The sequence below is a fragment of the Nocardioides luti genome (genome assembly GCF_014212315.1).
GTDB lineage: Bacteria > Actinomycetota > Actinomycetes > Propionibacteriales > Nocardioidaceae > Nocardioides > Nocardioides luti.
On the sequence record NZ_JACKXE010000001.1, the window covers coordinates 2,498,236 to 2,520,497 of the forward strand.

Below are 22,262 nucleotides of genomic sequence, written 5' to 3' on the forward strand. Positions count from 1 at the left end.
GCTGGGTCGCCGGCGCGGTGGTCCGTCACCCGCCCCCGACTACCGTGGAGGACATGCAGCTCCGACGCACCGTCCTGACCCAGGCCAGCCCCGACCGGGTCTTCGCGTACCTCAGCGACTTCACCACGACCACCGAGTGGGACCCGGGCACCGTCTCGACGGTCCGGATCCAGGGGGACGGCGGCGTCGGCACGACCTACCGCAACGTCTCGAAGTTCCTCGGCCGCGAGTCCGAGCTGACCTACACCGTCGAGGAGCTGACCACGCCGCGGAAGATCGCGCTGCGCGGGGAGAACAAGACCGTCACGGCCCACGACACGATGGAGCTCAAGGCCGCGGGGGCCGGGACCGAGGTGACCTACACCGCCGACTTCACCTTCAAGGGGGTCGCGCGGTTCGTCGCCCCGCTGCTCGCGCCGGCGCTCAAGAAGCTCGGCGACGACGCCGAGGAGGGCCTCGCCGACGCGCTGGGCAAGCTGGCATGACCCGGTCCGCCCGCTGGCCCGAGCCGCTGCCGGCCGAGGACGGCCAGGAGTCGGTCTGGGACTACCCCCGCCCGCCCCGGCTCGAGCCGACCACCGAGCTCGTCGAGGTCGTGCTCGGCGGCCGCGTGATCGCGAGCACCACCGCCGGATGGCGGATCCTCGAGACCAGCCACCCCCCGACGTACTACCTGCCCCGCGACGCCTTCGAGCCCGGCGTCCTGCGCGAGGCCGGCGGCCAGTCGTGGTGCGAGTTCAAGGGCCGGGCGTCGTACTTCGACCTGGTCAGCGGCGACACCGTGGCCACCAAGGCGGCCTGGACCTACCTGCGCCCGAGCGACGCCTACGAGGACATCGCCGGCGCGATCGCGCTGATGCCCGGTGCCGTCGACCGCTGCACCGTCGACGGCGAGGTCGTCGTGCCGCAGCCGGGCGGGTTCTACGGCGGCTGGATCACCTCGCGCGTGGTCGGTCCCTTCAAGGGGGAGCCGGGCACGCTCGGCTGGTGACCTCGCTCAGCAGTGGTCGGCCTCGGGCGTGCGCCCGAGCAGCCGGTCGGCGAGGAAGTCGCACCACAGCCCGGAGTCCGGGCCGCCGTTGCACGGCCCGTCGGACTCACCGGGGTTCTTGACCCATAGGGTCCCGTCGAAGGCGCCGTCGAACTGCAGCCGCGGCGGCTTGCCGAGCCGGGCCCAGGTCGGGTTGCAGACGTCGTACCCGTTGGGCGGCGTGCCGCCGCCGTTGCGTCCCGTCTCGATGACGTACTTCGTGCCCTTCACGCCGATCTTCCTCAGCTCGGTGACCAGGGCGGTGGCGTAGGCCTGCTCGTCGGCGGTCGGGCGGAAGTTGCCGATGTTGGTGCTGAAGCCGCGGGCGCTGGCGATGCCGGCCTGCTTGAGCAGCGGCGCCATGTGCTCGGGCGTCTGCCACCCGGAGTGCCCGGCGTCGAGGTAGACCCAGGCACCGGCCCGCTCGAGCATCCGCGCGGCCCGTCGCAGCAGCCCGAGCCGGTCGCCCTGGCCGGTGCACTGCGGGTTGCCGATGAACGGCACCGCGTCCGGCTCGAGCACCACGATGGCGTGCTGGCCCTTGACCCCGGCGGCCACCTGCGCGATCCACTTCTTGTAGTAGGCGTCGGTGATCTGGTCGTCGTTCGACGAGTAGAGCCCGCAGTCGCGGTCCGGGATGTTGTAGATCGACAGCAGCGGCGTCTTGTTGGCGTCGTTGGCGCGCTCGGCGTAGTTGAGCACGACGTCCTGGACGGTCGCCTTCTTGTAGTAGTCGGTGATCCACAGGGCCTGCGCCCGGCGCGCGATCTTCTTGTACGCCGGCCCGCCCTCGGTCTTCGCCTTCATCAACGGGTCCACGAACAGGCCGCGGGTCCGCCGCGGGTCGCCCGCGCGCGGGGTGGTGCCGGTCGTGCCGGGCGCGTCCGAGCCGGCCGGATGGGCGCGCTCGACCGCGAGCGGGGTCAGGACCAGCGGGGTCGCGGACACCGGCACGGCGGGCGAGCCCAGGCCGGTGGCGACGATGGCGAGCGCAGGCAGCGTCGTCGCCAGGGCCGCGAGGACACCCGGGCGCGCGCGGACACGGCAACGGAGGAGCACGGGGACAGGGTACGGACCGCCGGGGACACCCGGACATCCGTCGATCGGTCAGGTCCGGGCGCCCGGGACGTGATCCACGCCTCAGCCGGGCAGCGGCTGGTCGTCGTCGCGCGGGCCGAAGATGCACAGCCCGTCGAGGTGGTCGGGCTCCAGCACCGGGCCGCCCCAGGCCTGCATCTGGGCGCGCGAGCGCCGGGAGAACACGCCGCGGAAGAGCTCGTACGGCGCCACCTCGACGCGCGGGCCGCCGGCGCCCCAGGTCTCCCCGCCGCAGACCACCTCGGCCGGCGCCCGGGCCAGCAGCCCGGGCGCGACGGCGGCGAGCACCGGCGCCCAGAGGTGCTCGGGCAGCCGGTGGCGACCGAGTGCCTCGTGCAGGTCGGCGTGGTGGACGGCGATGTCCCAGACGACGGCCGGGCGCGGGTTGTCCACGGTAGAGGCCGCCGTCGCCTCGGTGTTCGCGCGCAGCTCGGCCACCAGCTCGCCGACGTCGCGCCCGGCGCGCTCGGCGACGTGCCGCGCGGTCCACTCCGGACCGGGGGCGCCCTCGGTGCGCCCCGTGAGGCTGTCCGCGGGTCCGCCGGCCAGGTGGGCGACCACCTCGCGGACGGTCCACTCCGGCGTCCCGGCCACCCGCGTCGCGAGCGTCGGCTCGTCGAGCCCGGTGGCGAGGGCCGCGACGGCGTCGACGTGGTCGCGGTAGAGCTGGGCCCAGTCGGTCATGCCCGGACTCTAGGAACTTCGAGGAATTTCGGAAAGGGTTGTCGTGTCCCGGCCCCGCCGTTCGTGGCGTTGTCGACGGGGCCGCACGGGCCCCCCAGCCAGGAGGAACCACCATGAGCCAGTACCTGCTGTCCGTCCACCACACCGCCGACGACCCGATGCTGAGCGCTCCCCTCGAGGAGATGCAGCCGGTCTTCGAGGCCGTCGGCCGCTTCAACGACCGGCTGATGGCGGAGGGTGCCTGGGTCTTCGCGGGCGGGCTGCACCCGATCGAGTCCGCGACCACGGTCGACAACACGGGTGCCGAGCCGATCGTCACCGACGGGCCGTTCGCCGAGTCCAAGGAGTGGATCGGCGGCTTCTGGATCATCGAGGCACCGGACCTGGACGCCGCGCTGGCCTGGGCCGCGGAGGGCTCGAAGGCCTGCGCCGGCAAGGTCGAGGTGCGGCCCTTCCAGGAGGAGCCCGCGTGAGCGGCGGCGCATGAGCGCGGCCCACGACGCGGTCGAGCGGATCTACCGCGAGGAGTACGGCCGGGTGGTCGCCTCGCTGGTGCGCCGCTTCGGTGACATCGACGTCGCCGAGGAGGCGGCCGGCGAGGCCCTCCTGACCGCCCTCGAGCGGTGGCCGGCCGACGGCGTCCCGCCCAACCCCGGTGGCTGGCTGACCACGACCGCCGCCCGCCGGGCGATCGACAAGCTGCGCCGCGAGTCCCGCCGCGACGCCAAGCACCAGGCGGCCCTGATGATCGACGACGACACCCCGCACGAGCCGACCGGCGTCGTCGAGGACGACCGGCTCCGAATGGTCTTCACCTGCTGCCACCCGGCACTCGCCCCCGAGGCCCGGGTGGCGCTGACCCTCAAGCTGCTCGGCGGCCTGACGGTCGCCGAGATCGCCCAGGCGTTCCTCGTGCCCGAGACGACGATGGCGCAGCGGATCACCCGCGCGAAGAAGAAGATCCGCGACGCCCACATCCCCTACCGGGTGCCGGCGCCGGCGGACCTGACCGCCCGGCTGGGCGGGGTGCTGGCCGTCGTCTACCTCGTCTTCAACGAGGGCTACCTCGCCAGCGCCGGCGACACCCCGGTCCGCGAGGAGCTCACCGGCGAGGCGATCCGGCTGGGCCGCGTGCTCCGCCAGCTGCTCCCCGACGTGCCGGAGGTGACCGGGCTGCTCGCCCTGATGCTGCTCACCGAGGCGCGCCGCCCGGTCCGCTTCGCCGGCGGCGAGCTGGTCCCCCTGCACGAGCAGGACCGCGGCGGCTGGGACCGCGCTCTCATCGCCGAGGGGCACGACCTGGTCCGCGCGTGCCTCGCGGCCGGCCGCCCGGGGCAGTACCAGCTGCTCGCCGCCGTCAACGCCGTGCACACCGACGCGCCGACCGCCGCCGACACCGACTGGGGGCAGATCGCGACGCTCTACGCCCAGCTCGAGACCATCGCGCCGAGCCCGGTCGTCTCCCTCAACCGGGCCGTCGCCGTCGCGGAGCTGGACGGGCCCGAGGTCGCCCTCGCCCTGGTCGACCGGCTCGACCTGACGGCGTACCACCCCTGGCACGCGACTCGCGCCGACCTGCTCCGCCGGGTCGGGCGCAGCGCTGAGGCGCGGGCGGCGTACGACGCGGCCATCGCCGCCACCGGCAACGACGCCGAGCGCGCCTACCTCGCCCGGAGGCGTGGCAGTCTGGCGCCATGAGCGACCTGCGCCCCCTCGCCCTGCCCGACCGCGACGCGATGCTGCCCTGGCTGCGGGAGCGCTTCGCGGCCCAGCTCGACGGGGCGCGCGAGCTCGCCGAGGGGCTGCGCACGGCGCCGCCGGCGGACGCCCTCGCCGTGCTGCGGCAGTGGGACGACCTGGGGCACCTGGTCGCGCAGGTGGGCGGGATGGCCTCGCTCGTGGCGAACGTCCACCCCGACGAGGAGGTGCGGACCCACTGCGAGCAGGCCGGCCAGGACGCCGACCGGCTCGGGACCGCGCTGCGGCAGGACCGCGCGCTGCACGACGTGCTCGCGGCCGTCGACCCGTCCGGCCTCGACGAGCAGGCGGCGCGGGTGCACGCCAAGGCCCTCAAGGACTTCCGCCGCGCGGGCGTGGACCTCGACGACGCGACCCGCGAGCGGCTGACCGCGATCAACGAGCGGCTCACCACGCTCGACCAGGACTTCAGCCGTGCGATCCGTGACGACGTGCGTACCGTGCGGGTCGAGCCCTGCCGGCTCGCCGGCCTGCCCGAGGACTGGCTCGAGGCGCACCCGGCCGGGGACGACGGCCTGGTCGCGGTCACCACGGACTACCCGGACCAGGTGCCGGTGCGGATGTTCGCCCACGACGCCGGCGTGCGCCGCGAGGTCACGGTCGCGGCCAACGAGCGCGGCTGGCCGCAGAACGACGCGCTGCTGCGCGAGCTCTTCGCGCTCCGCCACGAGCTGGCCGGGCTGGTCGGCTACGCCGACTGGCCGTCGTACGACGCGGACGTGAAGATGATCGGCGAGGGGCCGGCGATCCCGGCCTTCATCGACCGGATCGCCGCCGCCGCGGCCGAGCCGGCCGCGCGCGACCTCGCGGTGCTGCTCGAGCGCTTCCGCCAGGACGTGCCCGACGCGACCGCGATCGACAGCGCCGACGCCACGTACTACACCGAGCTGGTCCGCAAGGAGCAGCTCGACGTGGACGCCCAGCAGGTGCGGACCTACTTCGAGTTCGCGCGGGTTCGGCAGGGGCTGCTCGACGTGACCGGTCGGCTCTTCGGGCTGCGCTACGAGCCGGTCCCGGACGCGACGACCTGGCACGACGACGTCGCGGTCTACGACGTGCACGACACGTCCGCGGCGGCGGGGGCCGCCCCGGTCGGGCGGATCCACCTCGACCTGCACCCGCGCGAGGGGAAGTACAAGCACGCCGCGCAGTTCACCCTCGTCGACGGCATCGCCGGGCGCTCGCTGCCCGAGGGCGTGCTGGTCTGCAACTTCCCCCGCGGGCTGATGGAGCACCAGGAGGTCGTCACCCTCTTCCACGAGTTCGGCCACCTCGTGCACCACGTGCTCGGCGGGCGCACCGACTGGGCGCGCTTCTCCGGCGTCGCGACCGAGTGGGACTTCGTGGAGGCGCCGAGCCAGATGCTCGAGGAGTGGGCCTGGGACGCCGAGATCCTGGCGTCGTTCGCGACGAACGACGCCGGCGAGGCGATCCCGGCCGAGCTGGTGGCTCGGATGCGCGCCGCGCACGACTTCGGCCGGGGCCTGCAGGCGCGGATGCAGATGTTCTACGCGTCGGTGTCGTACTGGTTCCACGCCGAGCGGCCCGACGACCTCACCGCGCGGCTGCGGGAGCTGCAGGCGGCGTACGCGCCCTACCCCTACATCGAGGGCACCCACTTCTTCGCCAGCTTCGGCCACCTCGGCGGCTACTCCTCGGCGTACTACACCTACATGTGGTCGCTGGTGATCGCCAAGGACCTCTTCAGCGCCTTCGACGCCGACGACCTCTTCGACCCCGTCGTCGCGGGCCGCTACCGCGACCGGGTGCTCGCCCCCGGCGGCTCCCGCGACGCCGCCGACCTCGTCGCGGACTTCCTCGGCCGGCCCTACACCTTCGACGCGTACGCCGCCTGGCTGGCCGGGTCCGCCGGCTGAGGGTGCCGGTGGGGGTGGGGAAGTTTCACCGGGTACCCGGTGAATCCTGACGTTCTGTCAGGAAGCTTCCGCCGACAAGCGCCAGTTTCACCGGGTACCCGGTGAAACTGCCTTGCGTCGCGCCCACAGTCGGCGTACGCTCACGATATATCGCGAAACACTCGGCGACAGTCACAGACAGTCAGCGGCGTCAACCCGCCGGCCCGACGTCGGACAGACCGCCACCGCGATACCCACCAGACACAGCGACACGCACAGACAAGGAGTCCTGATCATGGGACGCAAGGAATTCAATCGACAGTTCGACCGGCAGTGGGTCCGGCCCGAGGACGAGTGGCACCAGCACCGCGGCCGCGGAGGCGGCGGCGGGCGGCCCTCGTGGGGCGGCTTCGGCGGCCCCGGTGGTCCGGGCGGCTTCGGCCGACCGGGCGGCCACGGCGGTCCGCCGCCGTGGGTGGCCGGCCTCTTCGGCCTCGCCCAGGGCGAGGGCCAGCGCGGGCCGCGGGTCCGCCGCGGCGACGTCCGCATGGCCATCCTCGACGTGGTCCGCACCGGCGGCTCGGGCGAGGGTGAGCATCTCAACGGCTACCAGGTGATCCAGGAGATCGCCGCCCGCAGCAACGACCAGTGGCGCCCGAGCCCCGGCTCGGTCTACCCGACCATCCAGCAGCTCCAGGACGAGGGCCTCGTCGAGACCGACGAGGGCCCGAGCCGCCGGGCGCTGCGCCTGACGCCGGAGGGTGAGGCGTACGTCGCCGAGCACGCCGACGAGCTCGACGCGGTGTGGAAGCCGTTCCGCTCCCGCCGCGAGCAGTCCTCGGACTTCGCCGGCCTCAAGCCCGAGATCGGCCAGGTGATGGGGGCGGTGTGGCAGATCGTCAGCACCGGCAGCGAGCAGCAGCGCCGCGCCGCGGTCGAGGTGCTCGTCGAGACCCGCCGCAAGCTCTACGGCATCCTCGCCGACGGCGAGCTCGACGAGGCCGACGAGGCCGACGAGGTCGACGAGACCGGCACGAGCGGCCCCGGCGCCGCGGGCAGCTGGGCCGCCGAGGGGGACGACCCGGCATGAACGAGCAGCACCTGCGGATGAGCGACGCGGAGCGCGAGCAGGCGGCGGCCGCCCTGGGGGAGCACTACGCCCAGGGCCGGCTGACCACCGACGAGCACGGCGAGCGCCTCGACCAGGTCTGGGCGGCGCGGACCCGGGGCGAGCTCGCCCCGGTGTTCCGCGACCTGCCCGGTCCCGCACCGATGGGCGCCGGCCAACCGTCCGCACCGGCGGGCCGGCCGCAGCGCACCCACGGCCACCCCCGCGGCTGGCACGGCCTGCCCGTGCCGCTGCTGGCGGTGCTCGCGGTCCTGGTGGTGCTGACCGTGGTCACGCACCTGCCGCTGGTGCTGCTCGGCCTGCTGGGCTGGTTCTTCCTGGTCGGCCGCCACCGCCGGCGCTCCGCCGTACGCCGCTGGTGAGGCGGCGACTCTCCGGTTTGGTCACGTGGTCTAGCGACGTGGACCAGATCACCGAGGCCGGGAGGGTCCGGCGGGACTAACCTGCGGATGCCGCAATGGGGTGCGTGCGCAGCCGACTCGGGCAACGGGAGTGATCCGTAGGACCTAGGAGAGCGGCCATGACCCCCCACCCCAGCAAGCCTCGCCACCGGCGCAGCCTCGCCGTCGCGACCGGGCTCCTCGCCCTGGTCGCCCCGCTGGCCGCCGTGGCCGTCTCGTCGGCCCCGGCCGAGGCGTCGAACACCAAGACCCACCACGTGAAGATGTACAAGGTGGAGGCGCAGGTCGACCTCGACGGGGAGTACCCCGACAACTCGACCCACACCCACCTGTCCTGCGGCGCGGGTGACTACGCCCTCGACGGCATGTGGCGCGTCGACTCCGTCGACCAGGCGAACCCCGACACCGACACGTTCGGTGACGAGCGCGACGTCGAGGTGACCGCGTCGTACGGCGACACCGCCGACATGACCAAGTGGCACTTCGAGATCACCAACCGGGCCGACGGCGACGCGCAGCTCAAGATCTTCCTCACCTGCCTGCAGGGCACGACGGAGGGCCAGCACGGCCACAGCCACGCCATCACCGTGACCAACAAGACCCTCCCCGCCTCCAACAACCAGGCGGACGGCGACTGGGAGAAGGAGTACACCGCGCAGTGCGCGGTCGGGCAGTACGCCGTCGCCCCGGGCTTCAAGATCGCCAACGGTTCGGCGCGGCCCTACGGCAGCTACATGACGACCGACTTCCGGGGCTGGAAGTGGGGATTCGTGAACTCGTCCACGCCGGACATCCAGCCCTACCTCCGCTGCCTGACCATCCGGACCGGCGCGGCCGGCGCCGGCGGCCACGTCCACAAGCTCTACGCCCAGTGGTTCCCGGGCTACGCCGGCGACATGGACTTCGTCCCGGTCAAGCACCAGACCGAGCGGCAGTACTCCTGCACGAACAAGTTCTACGACAAGGGCATGGTCGCCTCGTGGTGGATCAACGACCACCAGTACACCTACTGGCTGGGGATGGACCCGCGGCCCAAGACCCGGGCGTTCCGCTACTGGCGCGAGGCCGGCGGGGACGGCAAGACCTACATCGCCCTCCTCTGCATCGGGACGCGGACCAGCAAGCAGCAGGCGCCCTGATCGACCGACCCCGGGGTGTGACCCGAGAGCATGCCCCGGGGTCGTTCCAGGCCGGGGGACGCATCGCCCGGCTTCCCCGGAGCGGCTAGGGGGCGCCCTGGGGAAGCCGGGCGAGCAGCGCGTCCATCCAGGCGAAGCAGTCGGCCGACAGCGTGGCCGGGTCGCCGGCACCCGGCAGCAGCGCGGTCAGCCGCGCGGCGACGTCCGCGGGCAGGTCCTCGTGCCAGTAGCGCAGGCCGAAGTCGTGGCGCCACGGGCAGTGCTCGATCCGCACCAGCCGGACCAGCGGGACCAGGCCGAAGCCGAGGTAGAGGTGCAGCGCCTCGGCCGCGTGGCCGCGCCGGATCGCCCGGTTGACCAGCCACTCGGCGGTCGCCCGGCGCTGGCGGGCCTGGTCGAGGGTCTCGGCGATGGCGGCAGCCGTGGCCGCGGCGTCGTCCTCGCGCAGCACGACCAGGCCGTCGGGGTCGTGCAGCACGATCGGGGTGCCGTGACGGCGTACGTCGACGAAGCGGTGCGCGTCGGACAGTTCCGAGACGTGCAGGTCGACGATGCGGGTCGGCTCCTCGAGCGCACCCGGCCGCGCCTGGAGGTTGACGAAGCACTGGCGCCCGTCCGGCCAGGTGGCCCGGGGCAGCTCCCACACGTGGTCGACGGCGAAGTCGGTCCGCGCCCGCGCGACCAGCCGGTCGTGCACGGCGTCGGCCTCGCCCGGGGTGCACAGCAGGTCGACGTCGAGGTCGGACCAGTCGTCGTACCCGCCCGTCGCGGCGGAGCCGCCGACCCACACGACGCGCACGTCGGGGTCGGACTCGCCCTGGTGCGCGAGCCAGGTCGTCCAGTCGTCGTAGCGGGACAGGTCGGGGGTCATGGGCACCATCCTTTACCGGCGCTCGCTAGGAGCCGACCGCTCCCAGTGACTAGGGTCACTGCCGATCCCCTCGCGGGTCACAGTCTGCTCGCCACACTCGGAGGTGCACATGGCCGACGCTCCCGACCGCCAGCCCGGCGGTTCCACCCGAGGGCACTGGGCCCTCGTCTACCTGCTGCTCGCGCCGGCCCTCGTGGTGCCGCTGCTGGTGCCGATCTACGACCGCACGGACCCGGAGCTGTTCGGCTTCCCGTTCTTCTTCTGGTTCCAGTTCGCGCTGATCCTGGGAGCGGCGGCGCTGACGATCACGGCGTACGCCGTGGCCTCGCGCGCCGACGCGCAGGACCGTGCCACCCGCAGGGCGCGGCGCGACGCCGGGCGTGACGCGGGACGCGGCGCCGGGGGGTCGGGCCGATGAACGGCGTGGCGGTCGGCGTCTTCACCTTCCTCTTCCTGCTCGTCACGGTGCTCGGCTTCGCGGCCGCGCGCTGGCGGCGCGCGGACAACCTGGAAACCCTCGACGAGTGGGGCCTGGGCGGTCGCGGCTTCGGCACGTTCATCGCCTGGTTCCTCATCGGCGGCGACATCTACACGGCGTACACCTTCATCGCGGTCCCCGCGACGCTGTACGCCGGCAGCGTGGTCGGCTTCTTCGCGGTGCCGTACACGATCGTGGTCTACCCGCTGATCTTCCTGTTCCTGCCGCGGCTCTGGTCGGTCTCGCACCGCCACAGCTACGTCACCCCGGCCGACTTCGTCGGGGGCCGCTACGACTCCAAGGGCCTGGCCCTGGCCGTCGCGGTGACCGGGATCCTGGCGACGATGCCCTACATCGCGCTGCAGCTGGTCGGCATGCAGGTGGTGCTCGAGGTGATGGGCATCGGCACCGGCAGCGACAACTGGTTCGTCAAGGACATCCCGCTGTTCCTGGCGTTCATCGTGCTCGCGGCCTACACCTACTCCTCGGGCCTGCGCGCGCCCGCGCTGATCGCGTTCGTCAAGGACACGCTGATCTACCTCGTCATCATCGTCGCGGTGATCTACCTCCCCGGCCAGGTCGGCGGCTGGGGCCACATCTTCCAGGTGGCCCAGGACAGCTTCAACGCGAGCAACAAGGAGAACGCCGACGCGATCGCCGCCGGTGCGGCCCCCGCGAAGGGCGTCGTGCCACCCCCGGCGGCACAGTGGGCCTACGCCTCGCTGGCGCTCGGCTCGGCGCTGGCGCTGTTCATGTACCCCCACTCGATCACCGGCGTCCTCTCCACCCGCAGCCGCACGGTGATCCGCCGCAACGCGGCCCTGCTGCCGGCGTACTCCTTCCTGCTCGGGCTCCTCGCCCTGCTCGGCTTCGTCGCGATCGCGGCCGGGATCAAGGTCGAGAACGCCCAGCAGTCGGTGCCGCAGCTCTTCGAGCAGGAGTTCACGCCGTGGTTCGCGGGCGTCGCCTTCGCGGCGATCGTGATCGGGGCGCTGGTCCCGGCGGCGATCATGTCGATCGCGGCGGCGAACCTGTGGACGCGCAACATCTACAAGGCGTTCATCAAGCCCGACGCGACGCCGAAGCAGGAGGCCACCCAGAGCAAGCTGGTCTCGCTCGTGGTCAAGCTCGGGGCGCTGGTCTTCGTCCTCGCGTTCTCCAACCAGTTCGCGATCAACCTGCAGCTGCTCGGCGGGGTCTGGATCCTGCAGACGCTGCCGGCGATCGTGGTCGGCCTCTACACGCGCTGGTTCCACCGCACCGCGCTGCTGGTCGGCTGGGCGGTCGGGATGGCGTACGGCACCTGGCTGGCGTACGGCGTGCCTCTCCCGGGCCAGCCGGACAGCCACTTCGGCGGCCCGCTCGTGGTGTTCCCCGGCGCCGAGACGACCAAGGTCTACATCGCGCTCGTCGCGGTGCTGGCCAACCTGCTCGTCACCGTCGTGCTCACGCTGGTCTTCCGTGCGATCAAGCTCGACCCGGGCGTCGACCAGACCCACGCCGACGACTACGTCGTCGACGCGGGCGAGGAGGGCGTCGCCGAGGAGCTCGACCCGCACGCCCCGGTGCACGGCTGAGGCCGGCGGTACGGCGCTTGTAACGTCCGGTTATCGCATCTGGGGACCCGTTCGAACGGGTCCCCAGTGCCTATAACCGGGCGTTACAAGCGCGGGCGCGCGGGTACGGTCGCCCTCGTGACCACACCTTCCTTCGAGCTCGGCCAGGACCACCTCGACCTCCGCGACTGGGTGCACCAGTTCGCCGCCGACGTCGTCCGGCCGGCGGCGGCCGAGTGGGACGAGAAGGAGGAGTTCCCGTGGCCGGTGCTCGAGGAGGCCGCCAAGATCGGGCTCTACTCGATCGACTTCTTCGCCACCCAGAGCTTCGACGAGACCGGGCTCGGCATCCCGATCACCATGGAGGAGCTCTTCTGGGGTGACGCCGGCATCGGCCTCTCCATCGTCGGGACGGCGCTGGCCGCCGCGGGCGTGAGCTCCAACGGCACGCCCGAGCAGGTCGGCGAGTGGGTGCCGCAGATGTTCGGCTCCCCGGGCGACCTCAAGCTGGCGGCGTTCTGCTCCTCCGAGCCCGACGCGGGCAGCGACGTCGGCGCGATGCGCACCCGGGCGACGTACGACGAGGCCACCGACGAGTGGGTCCTCAACGGCACCAAGACCTGGGCCACGAACGGCGGGCTGGCCGACATCCACGTCGTGACCGCGGTCGTCGACCCCGACCTGCGGACCCGCGGGCAGGCCAGCTTCATCGTGCCGCCGGGGACGAAGGGGCTCAGCCAGGGGCAGAAGTTCCACAAGCACGGCATCCGCGCGAGCCACACCGCCGAGGTCGTGCTCGACCACGTCCGGGTGCCCGGCAGCTGCCTGCTCGGCGGCAAGGAGAAGCTCGACGCCCGGCTGGCCCGGGCCCGCGAGGGCGCGAGCTCCGGCGGCAGCAACGCCAGCATGGCGACCTTCGAGCGGACCCGCCCGGCCGTCGGCGCGCAGGCGATCGGCATCGCGCGCGCGGCGTACGAGGTGGCGCTCGACTACGCGAAGACGCGGGAGCAGTTCGGCAAGCCGATCATCGAGAACCAGGCGATCGCGTTCATGCTGGCCGACATGGCGATGTCGATCGAGGCGTCCCGCCTGCTCGTGTGGCGCGCGGCCTGGATGGCCAGCCAGGGCAAGCGCTTCGAGCAGGCCGAGGGCTCGATGTCGAAGCTGTTCGCGGGCGAGACCGCCGTGAAGGTGACCACGCAGGCGATGCAGATCCTGGGCGGCAACGGCTTCACGCGCGAGTACCCCGTCGAGCGCATGTCGCGCGACGCCAAGATCTACACGATCTTCGAGGGCACCTCCGAGATCCAGCGCCTGGTGATCGCACGCTCGATCTCCGGGGCGCCGATCCGCTGAACACCCCGAGCGTGTCCCGCGACGACGTCCGTCGCTGGGTGCACGAGAACGCGCGCGACCCGGTCTTCTGGACCGAGGTCATCCAGATCGTCAAGACCGTGGTCGCCGGGGTCATCTCGTGGGTGCTCGCCACCCACGTCCTGGACCTGCAGCAGTCGTTCCTGGCGCCGTGGGCGGCGATCCTGGTCGTGCACGCGACCGTCTACCGCACCTTCTCCCAGGGCGCCCGGCAGGTCGGTGCGACCGTCGTCGGCGTGCTGGTCGCCTGGGTGGTCGGCAACCTGCTCGGCCTGTCCCCGCTCGCGGTCGGCGTCGCGCTGCTGGCGGGGCTGGCGATCGGGGCGCTGCCGTGGTTCGAGGGCCAGGGCACCACGGCGGCCGCCACCGCGCTGGTGGTGCTGACGACCGGCTTCTCGACCAACGACAACGTGCTGGTCTCGCGGCTCGTCGACACCGCCGTCGGCGTGGTCGTGGGCCTGCTGGTGAACCTCGTCGTGTGGCCGCCCCTGCGCCGGCGTACGGCGATCCGCGCGCTCGACGCGCTGGACGACCGCATCGGCCGCCACCTCACCGCGATGGGCGAGGGCCTGGTGCGCGACCTCGACGACGAGGCCATCGACGACTGGGTCGACGAGATCCGCGACCTCGACGCCGAGCTCGACCAGACCTGGGCGCTGGTGCGCCAGGCCCGCGAGAGCGCGCGGCTGAACCCGCGCCGCCAGGCCAAGGAGTTCCGCGACCCCCGCCAGTGGACGACCCTGCTGCACGACCTCGAGCAGGCGATCGCCGAGTCGCTGAGCATCTGCCACACCGTCCGGCTCGCCACGCAGCAGGGCCAGCCCTGGCACGACGAGTTCCGCGACGCCTACGCCCAGGTGCTGTGCGCGGGCGGGCACGCGATCGAGGACGCCGACCGCGACGGCCTGCGCCGGTGCCGTGACGACCTCGACCAGGTGATCGAGATCGGCGCGCGCAGCGACCCGGACCCCTACCTCTGGCCGGTGTACGGCGCGCTCGTCGTCAACCTGCGCAACATCCTCGACGCGATGGACGAGGTGGCCGGCGCCAACCCGCTGCACCAGCCGCCGCTGCCGTTCCGCGGCCGCGGGGCTGCGGCGTCGTGACCCGGACGCGCTCGCGCTTCCACGGCGCGATCGCCGGCGTCGGCAGCACCAGCGGCGTCCGCGTGGTCGTCGGGCACTGGCACGACACCCCGCTCGGCCGGTTCTCCGACGCGATGGTGGAGACCCCCGACGGTCACCGGGTGCTGCTCGCCCCGCGCCGCGAGGTCGCCGACTTCATCGAGGCGACCTACTCCTTCGACGAGGTCCGGATCGAGCCGTTCGCGGTCGTGTCCTCGCCGACCGCTTGGCAGGTGCGCTCGCCGTCGCTGGTGCTCGACCTCGCCGTGGGAGGGCGGACGCCGCTCGGCCGGCTGCTCCGGCTGGTGCCCCGCGCGGTGGCGACGAGCCCGGCCTGGTGCACGCTGACCGACCCGGTCGCCCGGGTCGTGCTCCGCGGGGTGCGGACCCGCGGGACCGCCGGCAACGGCCGTCGGGAGTGGTACGGCGCCACCGGCACCCGCTCGGTCCGCTCCGTGTCCGGGAGCTTCGACGGCGCCGACCTCGGCACCCTCGCCCCGGTCGACCCATCGTGCCGCTTCGGCTTCTCCTCGACGCCGCGCCGCCCCTCCGTGACCGCCGTCGTCACCACCGTCGACGTGGGCTGAGCCGCCGCGCCCCGACCCGCGGCGTGTGCCCCACGACGCGCTCGGGCGCGTGCTCAGGCACACGAGGCGTGCGGCGGAGCAGGCCGGCCGCACCCGTGGGTGAGCAGCCCGTGCGTGCGCGGCGTGTGCCCCACGACGCGCCCGGGCGCGTCCTCAGGCACACGACGTCGACGGAGCGGTCTGCTCAGAACCCGGACCGGAGCCGCTCCACCAGCGGCCGGACGCGGGCCAGGTCCCGCTCGACCTGGGCCGGGTCCCAGCGCAGCACGTCCGCGTGCCCGGCCTCCATCAGCGCGTGGATCGCGAGCCGGAACGCCAGCGCCCGGGCCACCAGCGACGCCGGGTCGGGGCCGTCCAGCTCGTCGGCGAGGGAGGCGTCGGCGCCGTACCAGAGCACCGCGTCGACGACGACCTGCGCCGGCGCGAGCCCCGCGGGGCGCCAGGACGGGGACAGGTCGATGACCGCGGGCGGGAGCCCGTCGGCCCAGAGCAGGTTGCCCGCGATGTCGCCGTGCACGACCTGGCGCGGGGCGTGGTCGGGGCGGGCCTGGCCGACCAGCTCGGCGACCAGCTCGGCCGCGTCGCCCACCCCGGGCACGGCGAGCTCGCCCCACGCGATCCGGTCGGCGTCGGCGAACACGTCGGCGCGGGTGTCGGTGAACGACGGACGCGGCACCCGGGCCAGCGCGGCCGTGAAGCGGCGCGCCACCTCGACCCCGGCGGGCCAGTCGGCACCGGTGGTCCGGTGCACGCCGGGCAGCCAGCCCCAGGCGGACCAGCCGTCCACGGTCCAGCCGTCGTCGCAGCGCCAGTCCCGTGCCGGCAGCGGCCGGGCGACCCGGAAGCCGTCCTCGACCACGTCGCGCTGCACCCGCGCCAGCCAGGCGTCGACGGCCGCGTCGTCACCGTGGCGGACGACGGCGTCGCCCACGCGGTAGGCGCGGCCCTGGCCGCCGGGGAGCAGCACGGGCTCGCCGGCCAGGCCGTAGGCCCGGAGCACGTGCAGTGGCGGAGCCTCGAGGACCGTCACAGGTCGATCGCCCGGTTCACCCAGGTCGAGGTCACGACCATCCCGACCCGCTCGTAGATCGCGCGCGCGCCGGCCCGGGTGTCGGTCGAGAGGTAGCACCGCACCGCCCCGTGCTCCCGGGCCCGCGCGAAGGCGTCCACCAGCAGCGTCCGCGAGAGCCCGCGGCCGCGGTGGTCGGCGCGGACGGCCACGCGGGCGACGTACCCGCTGTCACCGGTGAGGTGGACGTGCGTCACCCCGACGAGCTCGCCGGCGGGGGAGAAGAGCAGCCGGAGGTTCCACGGCTCGAAGCCCGGGCGGCCCCAGACCAGCGCCCCCCAGTCCTCGAGGGAGTGGCGCTCGCGGTCCGACCACTCGAGGAAGGCGTCCTCGACGAGCGTCCACGCGGCCGCCCGGTCGGCCTCCGTCGCGTCGCGCAGCGTGGATCCGTCGCGCAGCGCGGGCGGCTCGATCTCGTGGCCCTCCGGCAGCTCGAGGTCCCACGCGGTCCACCGCAGCCGGTAGCCGAGGTCGGCCATCAGGCGGTCGGCCGCGCTGCCCTCGGGCACCTGGGTGCCGATCGTGGTCGAGCCGCGCTCCCGGGCGGCGCGCTGCAGCCAGTGCGCCAGGGCGGTGCCGATCCCCCGACCCTGGTGGGAAGGGAGGACGGCGGTGTACGCCGTGTCCGGGCCGGCCAGGTCGGCGTACCCGACGAGCAGGTCGCCGTCCAGGACCCCCACCGTGCTCGACGCGATGTCGTACGACGGCCGCTGCCAGTCGGCCACCACGTCCTCGAGCGTCATCTCGGCCTCGCCGAGGTCCACGACCTCCTCGGCGGCGATCGCGGCGTGCACGCCGGCGGCGTCCGCCGTCGTCAGCGGGCGCGCGGTCAGGCCGTCGGGCAGGCCGGGCAGGTCCATGGGCGCCATTGAAGCCCGAAATCGCCGACGGGGCCGCCGATTTCCATCGGAGGCCCCGTCGTGGGTGGGAGGTCGTGCCTCCCGGAGGATCAGGCGTTGCGGATCGCCGAGACGTCGAACTCGAGCTTGATCTTCTCGGAGACGAGGACGCCGCCGGTCTCGAGCGCGGCGTTCCAGGTGAGGTCCCAGTCCTTGCGGTTGATCGAGGTGCCGCCCTCGAAGCCGACGCGCAGGTTGCCGAACGGGTCGCGGGCCGAGCCGGTGGACTCGAAGGAGATCGTGACGGGCTTGGAGACACCCTTGATGGTCAGGTCGCCGGTGATGTCCCAGTCGTCGCCGTCGCGGGTCACGTTCGTCGAGACGAAGGTGATCTCCTTGTTGTTGTCGGCGTCGAAGAAGTCGGCCGAGCGCAGGTGGCCGTCGCGGTCCGCGACACCGGTGTCGACCGAGGCGGTCTGGATGACGAGGTTGACCGAGGACTGGCCCGGGTTCGCGGTGTCGATGTGCGCGGTGCCCGTGAAGTCGGTGAACTGGCCGCGGACGGTCGTGACCATCGCGTGGCGGGTGCTGAAGCCGAGACGCGTGTGCGTCTGGTCGATGGTGTAGTCGCCGGAGATGTCCTCGACGGCGGCGGTGGGGGCGTCGAAGACGTCCGTGGTGGTGGACTCGGACTTGCGGCTGAAGATGCTCATCGGGTGCTCCTGGCGGTGGTGGGTGTTTGTTCAAACTTCAACCACTTTAACCGGACTCGGGTCCGGATCATTCCCGTCAGGATGTGGGCTGGGTCACATTCGCCCCGCAGCTCGGGGTGCGCCCGGCCCCGGACATGCACGAGGGCCGCGATCCCCGTGGAATCGCGGCCCTGGTGGAAGGTCGGTGGTGCGGTGGTGCGGTGGTGCGGCGTCAGGCGGCGTGGGACGTCTGGGCGGGCGAGGTGCTGTGCGTCTCGTTCCCCCAGCGTGCCTCCATGTGGGTGCGCCCGCGGCTGTCCGTCACGCTCACCCAGTGCATCGTGAGCCCTGACGTCATCTCGTGGTCCCTCATGTGACACCTCCTGTTCATCTGCTGTTCACCAAGAGTAGCACCCATCCACCCGAGCGGGTGAAAACGCGGGAAATCGGTGACCGACGCTCCCCTGACGGCCCTGCGGCCGGGCGTGTCGGGGCCTGTCGCTCCACCCCACGCTCGGGGTCGACGACGACCGTCGGCGCCGCGGCTCGGCTCCCCACGCAGTGTTCCTGCCCGATTTCGGGCAGGAAGTGGCATGTCGCGGTCGGAGAGCGCACGATGACCGGGTGCCCAGCCGTCCCGACCCCGACCTGGTCGCCCACGTTGCCGCCAGCACCGGCCTCAGCGAGGCGGAGGCCGCGCGGGTCGTGCAGGACGTGGTCGCGTTCCACGCGGAGCCGGTCGAGGCGTACGTCCGGCGCCGGCACGCCCACCTGAAGACCTACGGGGCGAGGAACGACGAGATCTTCGCCCGGATCGCCGCGGAGCTGGCCACGCGTGTCGTGGCCGCCCCGGCACTCAGCGAGCGGCAGCTGCGCCGGCTCGTGTACGGCTAGACCACGGCAAGAGGAGACACCGGAACATGTGCGGAATCGTCGGCTACATCGGCGGCCAGCAGGCCGCCCCGCTCCTGCTCGAGGGGCTGGGCAGGCTCGAGCACCGTGGCTACGACTCGGCGGGGGTCGCCGTGCTCGGCGGCACCGGGCTGCGCGTGGCCAAGCAGGCCGGCCGGGTCCGGGACCTGGGTGAGCAGCTGCCGAAGCGGTTCGCCGGCAAGGTCGGCGTCGGTCACACCCGGTGGGCGACCCACGGGCCGGCGAACGACGTCAACGCCCACCCCCACACCGACGCCGCCGGCGAGGTCGCCGTCGTCCACAACGGGATCATCGACAACGCGGCGGCGCTGCGGCGCCGGCTCGCCGACGACGGGGTGGAGCTGGTGAGCGACACCGACACCGAGGTGCTCGCGCACCTGGTCGCCGGCTCGGACGCCGACACCCTGGAGGGCAAGGTGCGCGACGCCCTGGCCGCGATCGAGGGCACCTACGGGATCGCCGTGCTGCACGCGGCGTTCCCGGACCGGATCGTCGTGGCCCGCAACGGCAGCCCGCTGATCATCGGCGTGGGGGAGAAGGAGATGCACGTCGCCTCCGACCTCGCGGCGCTGGTCCGCTACACGACGACGGTCGCGCACCTCGACGACGGCGAGCTCGCCACCCTGACCGCCACGGGCTTCACGACCTACCGCGAGGACCTGTCGACCACGGACAAGGCCGCGCACACCGTGGACGTCGACCCGTCGTCGTACGACGCGGGCGAGCACGACTCCTTCATGCACAAGGAGATGGTGGAGCAGCCGGCCGCGGCCGAGCGGGTGCTGCGCGGGCGGCTCGACGAGCGCTTCGGCACGGCGCACCTCGGCGGGCTCGGGATGGATGCGCGCGAGACCCGGGCGATCCGCCGCGTCAAGATCCTCGGCTGCGGCTCGGCGTACTACGTCGGCCAGATGGGGGCGGCGCTCGTCGAGGAGCTGGCACGGATCCCGGCGGACGCGGAGGCGGCCAGCGAGTTCCGCTACCGCGACCCGATCATCGAGCCGGACACGCTGTACGTCGCCGTCAGCCAGTCCGGCGAGACCCTGGACACCCTGCTCGCGGTGCAGGAGGTGCGGCGCAAGGGCGGCCGCGTGATCGGCCTGGTCAACGTGGTCGGCAGCGCGATCGCGCGCGAGTGCGACGGCGGGATCTACCTCCACGCCGGCCCCGAGGTGGCGGTCGCGTCGACCAAGGCCCTCACCAACATGTTCCTCGGCTTCGCGCTGCTGGCGCTGCAGCTCGGCCGGGTCCGGGACCTGTCCATCGCCGACGGCAAGCGGCTGATCGCCGGGCTGCAGCGGATCCCCGAGCAGCTCGAGGCGGTCCTCGCCCGCGAGGACGAGATCGCCGGCGTCGCCGCCCGGCTGGCCGAGGCCGAGAGCCTTTTCTTCATCGGCCGCGTCCGCGGCTTCCCGGTGGCCCGGGAGGGGGCGCAGAAGTTCAAGGAGATCTCCTACCGGCACGCGGAGGCCTACCAGACCTCCGAGCTCAAGCACGGGCCGCTGGCGCTGATCTCGGAGGCGGTCCCGACCGTCGCCGTGGTGCCGTACGACGAGCTCACCGACCGCAACGTCGGGGCCCTGCACGAGATCGCGGCCCGGCGCGGCCCGCTGGTCGTGGTCACGCACGCGGACGTGGACCTCGGCGACGTCGACGCCGTCCGCATCGACGTCCCTCGCAACGAGCGCGAGCTCGACCCGATCCTGCTGACCCTGCCGCTGCAGCTGCTGGCGTACCACGCCGCCCTGCTGCTGGGCCACGACATCGACAAGCCCCGCAACCTCGCCAAGTCGGTCACGGTGGAGTGAGCACGCCCCACCCACCCCGGAAGGTGAGCAGGATCTCCGCGACCACGAATCGGACGTGAGCCGCAACACCCACTACCGTCGTGGGTTATGAGCAGCGACGAGACCGACACCACCCCCGAGGCCAGCCTGACCTTCGCGGACCTCGGTCTCGACGAATCCGTCCTCAAGGCGGTGCGGCAGATCGGCTACGAGACGCCGTCCGCGATCCAGGCCGCGACGATCCCGCCGCTGCTCGCGGGCCGCGACGTCGTCGGCCTCGCGCAGACCGGCACCGGCAAGACGGCGGCGTTCGCGCTGCCGATCCTCTCGCGCCTCGACCTGCGCCAGAAGAAGCCGCAGGCCCTCATCCTCGCGCCGACCCGCGAGCTCGCGCTCCAGGTCTGCGAGGCGTTCGAGAAGTACGCCGCGCACCTCAAGGGCGTGCACGTGCTGCCGGTGTACGGCGGGCAGGGCTACGGCGTCCAGCTCAGCGCCCTGCGGCGCGGCGTGCACATCGTCGTCGGCACCCCCGGCCGGATCATGGACCACCTCGACAAGGGCACGCTCGACCTGACCGAGCTGCGCTTCCTGGTGCTCGACGAGGCCGACGAGATGCTCAACATGGGCTTCGCCGAGGACGTCGAGACGATCCTCGCCGACACCCCGGCGGACAAGAACGTCGCGCTGTTCTCCGCGACGATGCCCAGCCAGATCCGGCGGATCTCGAAGAAGTACCTCAACGACCCGCAGGAGATCACGGTCAAGAACAAGACCGCGACCGCCGCGAACATCACGCAGCGCTACCTCACGGTCTCCTACCCCCAGAAGGTCGACGCCCTCACCCGCATCCTCGAGGTCGAGAACTTCGAGGGGATGATCGTCTTCGTCCGCACCAAGAACGAGACCGAGACGCTGGCCGAGAAGCTGCGCGCCCGCGGCTTCTCCGCGATGGCGATCAACGGTGACGTCGTCCAGGCCCAGCGCGAGCGGACCGTCAACCAGCTCAAGTCCGGCAAGCTCGACATCCTCGTCGCCACCGACGTCGCGGCCCGCGGCCTCGACGTCGAGCGGATCAGCCACGTCGTCAACTACGACGTGCCGACCGACCCCGAGTCCTACGTGCACCGCATCGGCCGCACCGGCCGCGCCGGCCGCAGCGGCGACGCGATCTCCTTCATCACCCCGCGCGAGCGCTACCTGCTCAAGTCGATCGAGAAGACCACGCGCCAGCCGATGACGCAGATGCAGCTGCCGACGGTCGACGACGTCAACACGACCCGGCTCGCGCGCTTCGACGACGCGATCACCCAGGCGCTCACGCAGACGGCGCGGATCGACCAGTTCCGCGACATCGTCGCGCACTACGTCCGGGCCAACGACGTGCCCGAGGCCGACGTCGCCGCCGCCCTCGCCGTGGTCATGGAGGGCGACACCCCGCTGCTCCTCGACCCGGCCAAGGAGCGCGCGGTCCGCCCGGAGCGCACCTACGACGACGAGCGCGGCCCCAAGCCCCGCAAGGAGTTCAAGGAGCGTCCGCCGCGCAAGCCGCGCGGTCGCACCGACGTCCCCATGGCGACGTACCGCATCTCCGTCGGCAAGCGCCACAAGGTCGAGCCGCGCCAGATCGTCGGCGCCATCGCCAACGAGGGCGGCCTGTCGCGCCAGGACTTCGGGCACATCGACATCAAGGGCGACCACTCGCTGGTCGAGCTGCCAGCGGACCTGCCCGGCGACGCCTGGTCGAAGCTGTCCGGCACCCGGATCTCCGGCAAGCTGATCGAGCTCAGCCTGGACACCGAGGGCGGCTCGTCGTCGTACGACGACCGCAAGCCGCGCTCCAAGCCGCGGCACTGACCG

General features: G+C 72.8%; 23 protein-coding genes. 16 read left to right on the top strand and 7 right to left on the bottom strand.

From position 1 onward, the window contains the following. Positions 1–53: 53 nt before the first annotated feature. Together H5V45_RS11865 and H5V45_RS11870 are read left to right on the top strand one after the other, a co-directional pair. Positions 54–485, top strand: a complete 432-nt coding sequence (locus H5V45_RS11865) for an SRPBCC family protein (protein WP_185253107.1) — start codon at positions 54–56, stop codon at positions 483–485. Continuing rightward, a complete protein-coding gene (locus H5V45_RS11870) occupies positions 482–991 on the top strand; it encodes a DUF427 domain-containing protein (RefSeq protein ID WP_185253108.1) in 510 nt (169 codons plus the stop codon). The genes H5V45_RS11865 and H5V45_RS11870 overlap by 4 nt, the downstream gene beginning before the upstream one ends. A 6-nt stretch (positions 992–997) precedes the next feature. Here the strand turns inward: H5V45_RS11870 and H5V45_RS11875 are convergent, their stop codons facing one another. Together H5V45_RS11875 and H5V45_RS11880 are read right to left on the bottom strand one after the other, a co-directional pair. Then, positions 998–2,089 carry a glycoside hydrolase family 6 protein gene (locus tag H5V45_RS11875; RefSeq protein ID WP_185253109.1) on the bottom strand — a complete coding sequence of 364 codons (1,092 nt, stop codon included), beginning with the start codon at positions 2,087–2,089 and terminating at the stop codon, positions 998–1,000. Between the two features lie 81 nt (positions 2,090–2,170). Beyond that, positions 2,171–2,812 (bottom strand): maleylpyruvate isomerase N-terminal domain-containing protein, encoded by a 642-nt coding sequence (locus H5V45_RS11880; RefSeq protein ID WP_185253110.1) that lies wholly within the window; start codon positions 2,810–2,812, stop codon positions 2,171–2,173. A gap of 113 nt (positions 2,813–2,925) precedes the next feature. Between H5V45_RS11880 and H5V45_RS11885 the strand changes: the two genes are divergently transcribed. The 6 genes from H5V45_RS11885 to H5V45_RS11910 all read left to right on the top strand — a co-directional run bounded on the left by H5V45_RS11885 (position 2,926) and on the right by H5V45_RS11910 (position 9,095). Next, positions 2,926–3,285 (top strand): YciI family protein, encoded by a 360-nt coding sequence (locus tag H5V45_RS11885; RefSeq protein WP_185253111.1) that lies wholly within the window; start codon positions 2,926–2,928, stop codon positions 3,283–3,285. 10 nt (positions 3,286–3,295) lie between these two features. Then, complete coding sequence (locus H5V45_RS11890) at positions 3,296–4,510, top strand: RNA polymerase sigma factor (protein ID WP_185253112.1); 1,215 nt, start codon at positions 3,296–3,298, stop codon at positions 4,508–4,510. Continuing rightward, positions 4,507–6,447: a M3 family metallopeptidase gene (locus tag H5V45_RS11895; protein ID WP_185253113.1), complete on the top strand. Its 1,941-nt coding sequence runs from the start codon at positions 4,507–4,509 to the stop codon at positions 6,445–6,447. The genes H5V45_RS11890 and H5V45_RS11895 overlap by 4 nt, the downstream gene beginning before the upstream one ends. A gap of 274 nt (positions 6,448–6,721) precedes the next feature. After that, positions 6,722–7,516, top strand: coding sequence for a PadR family transcriptional regulator (locus H5V45_RS11900; protein WP_185253114.1), 795 nt, complete (start codon positions 6,722–6,724; stop codon positions 7,514–7,516). After that, complete coding sequence (locus H5V45_RS11905; RefSeq protein WP_185253115.1) at positions 7,513–7,917, top strand: DUF1707 SHOCT-like domain-containing protein; 405 nt, start codon at positions 7,513–7,515, stop codon at positions 7,915–7,917. Before H5V45_RS11900 ends, H5V45_RS11905 begins: the two co-directional genes overlap by 4 nt. Before the next feature lie 158 nt (positions 7,918–8,075). Further along, entirely contained in the window at positions 8,076–9,095 is a 1,020-nt protein-coding gene (locus H5V45_RS11910; RefSeq protein ID WP_185253116.1) for a hypothetical protein, read from the top strand. A gap of 85 nt (positions 9,096–9,180) precedes the next feature. Here the strand turns inward: H5V45_RS11910 and H5V45_RS11915 are convergent, their stop codons facing one another. Beyond that, positions 9,181–9,966 (bottom strand): hypothetical protein, encoded by a 786-nt coding sequence (locus H5V45_RS11915; RefSeq protein WP_185253117.1) that lies wholly within the window; start codon positions 9,964–9,966, stop codon positions 9,181–9,183. 109 nt (positions 9,967–10,075) lie between these two features. On the opposite strand from H5V45_RS11915, the gene H5V45_RS11920 reads away from it, so the two are divergent. The 5 genes from H5V45_RS11920 to H5V45_RS11940 all read left to right on the top strand — a co-directional run bounded on the left by H5V45_RS11920 (position 10,076) and on the right by H5V45_RS11940 (position 15,085). Further along, complete coding sequence (locus H5V45_RS11920; RefSeq protein WP_185253118.1) at positions 10,076–10,384, top strand: DUF3311 domain-containing protein; 309 nt, start codon at positions 10,076–10,078, stop codon at positions 10,382–10,384. Then, the gene (gene mctP / locus H5V45_RS11925; protein ID WP_185253119.1) at positions 10,381–12,021 is read left to right on the top strand and encodes a monocarboxylate uptake permease MctP; all 1,641 of its coding nucleotides are present in this window, start codon (positions 10,381–10,383) and stop codon (positions 12,019–12,021) included. Before H5V45_RS11920 ends, mctP begins: the two co-directional genes overlap by 4 nt. A 117-nt stretch (positions 12,022–12,138) precedes the next feature. Next, positions 12,139–13,356 carry an acyl-CoA dehydrogenase family protein gene (locus H5V45_RS11930; RefSeq protein ID WP_185253120.1) on the top strand — a complete coding sequence of 406 codons (1,218 nt, stop codon included), beginning with the start codon at positions 12,139–12,141 and terminating at the stop codon, positions 13,354–13,356. A gap of 11 nt (positions 13,357–13,367) precedes the next feature. Next, entirely contained in the window at positions 13,368–14,480 is a 1,113-nt protein-coding gene (locus H5V45_RS11935; RefSeq protein ID WP_185253121.1) for an aromatic acid exporter family protein, read from the top strand. Further along, positions 14,477–15,085 (top strand): hypothetical protein, encoded by a 609-nt coding sequence (locus H5V45_RS11940; RefSeq protein ID WP_185253122.1) that lies wholly within the window; start codon positions 14,477–14,479, stop codon positions 15,083–15,085. Before H5V45_RS11935 ends, H5V45_RS11940 begins: the two co-directional genes overlap by 4 nt. A 184-nt stretch (positions 15,086–15,269) precedes the next feature. On the opposite strand, the gene H5V45_RS11945 is transcribed toward H5V45_RS11940, so the two are convergent. The 4 genes from H5V45_RS11945 to H5V45_RS11960 all read right to left on the bottom strand — a co-directional run bounded on the left by H5V45_RS11945 (position 15,270) and on the right by H5V45_RS11960 (position 18,058). After that, complete coding sequence (locus H5V45_RS11945; protein ID WP_185253123.1) at positions 15,270–16,115, bottom strand: hypothetical protein; 846 nt, start codon at positions 16,113–16,115, stop codon at positions 15,270–15,272. Further along, positions 16,112–17,014: a GNAT family N-acetyltransferase gene (locus tag H5V45_RS11950; RefSeq protein WP_246415897.1), complete on the bottom strand. Its 903-nt coding sequence runs from the start codon at positions 17,012–17,014 to the stop codon at positions 16,112–16,114. The genes H5V45_RS11945 and H5V45_RS11950 overlap by 4 nt, the downstream gene beginning before the upstream one ends. Before the next feature lie 89 nt (positions 17,015–17,103). Continuing rightward, a complete protein-coding gene (locus H5V45_RS11955; protein WP_185253125.1) occupies positions 17,104–17,706 on the bottom strand; it encodes a YceI family protein in 603 nt (200 codons plus the stop codon). Between the two features lie 211 nt (positions 17,707–17,917). After that, on the bottom strand, positions 17,918–18,058 hold the full coding sequence (locus H5V45_RS11960; protein ID WP_185253126.1) for a hypothetical protein: 141 nt from the start codon (positions 18,056–18,058) through the stop codon (positions 17,918–17,920). Between the two features lie 251 nt (positions 18,059–18,309). Between H5V45_RS11960 and H5V45_RS11965 the strand changes: the two genes are divergently transcribed. The 3 genes from H5V45_RS11965 (at position 18,310) to H5V45_RS11975 (ending at position 22,259) form a co-directional block, all read left to right on the top strand. Next, a complete protein-coding gene (locus tag H5V45_RS11965; protein ID WP_185253127.1) occupies positions 18,310–18,579 on the top strand; it encodes a hypothetical protein in 270 nt (89 codons plus the stop codon). Positions 18,580–18,605: 26 nt separating this feature from the next. Next, the gene (gene glmS, locus H5V45_RS11970; protein WP_185253128.1) at positions 18,606–20,426 is read left to right on the top strand and encodes a glutamine--fructose-6-phosphate transaminase (isomerizing); all 1,821 of its coding nucleotides are present in this window, start codon (positions 18,606–18,608) and stop codon (positions 20,424–20,426) included. Between the two features lie 87 nt (positions 20,427–20,513). Next, positions 20,514–22,259, top strand: coding sequence for a DEAD/DEAH box helicase (locus H5V45_RS11975; protein WP_185253129.1), 1,746 nt, complete (start codon positions 20,514–20,516; stop codon positions 22,257–22,259). The last annotated feature ends 3 nt before the right edge of the window (positions 22,260–22,262 follow it).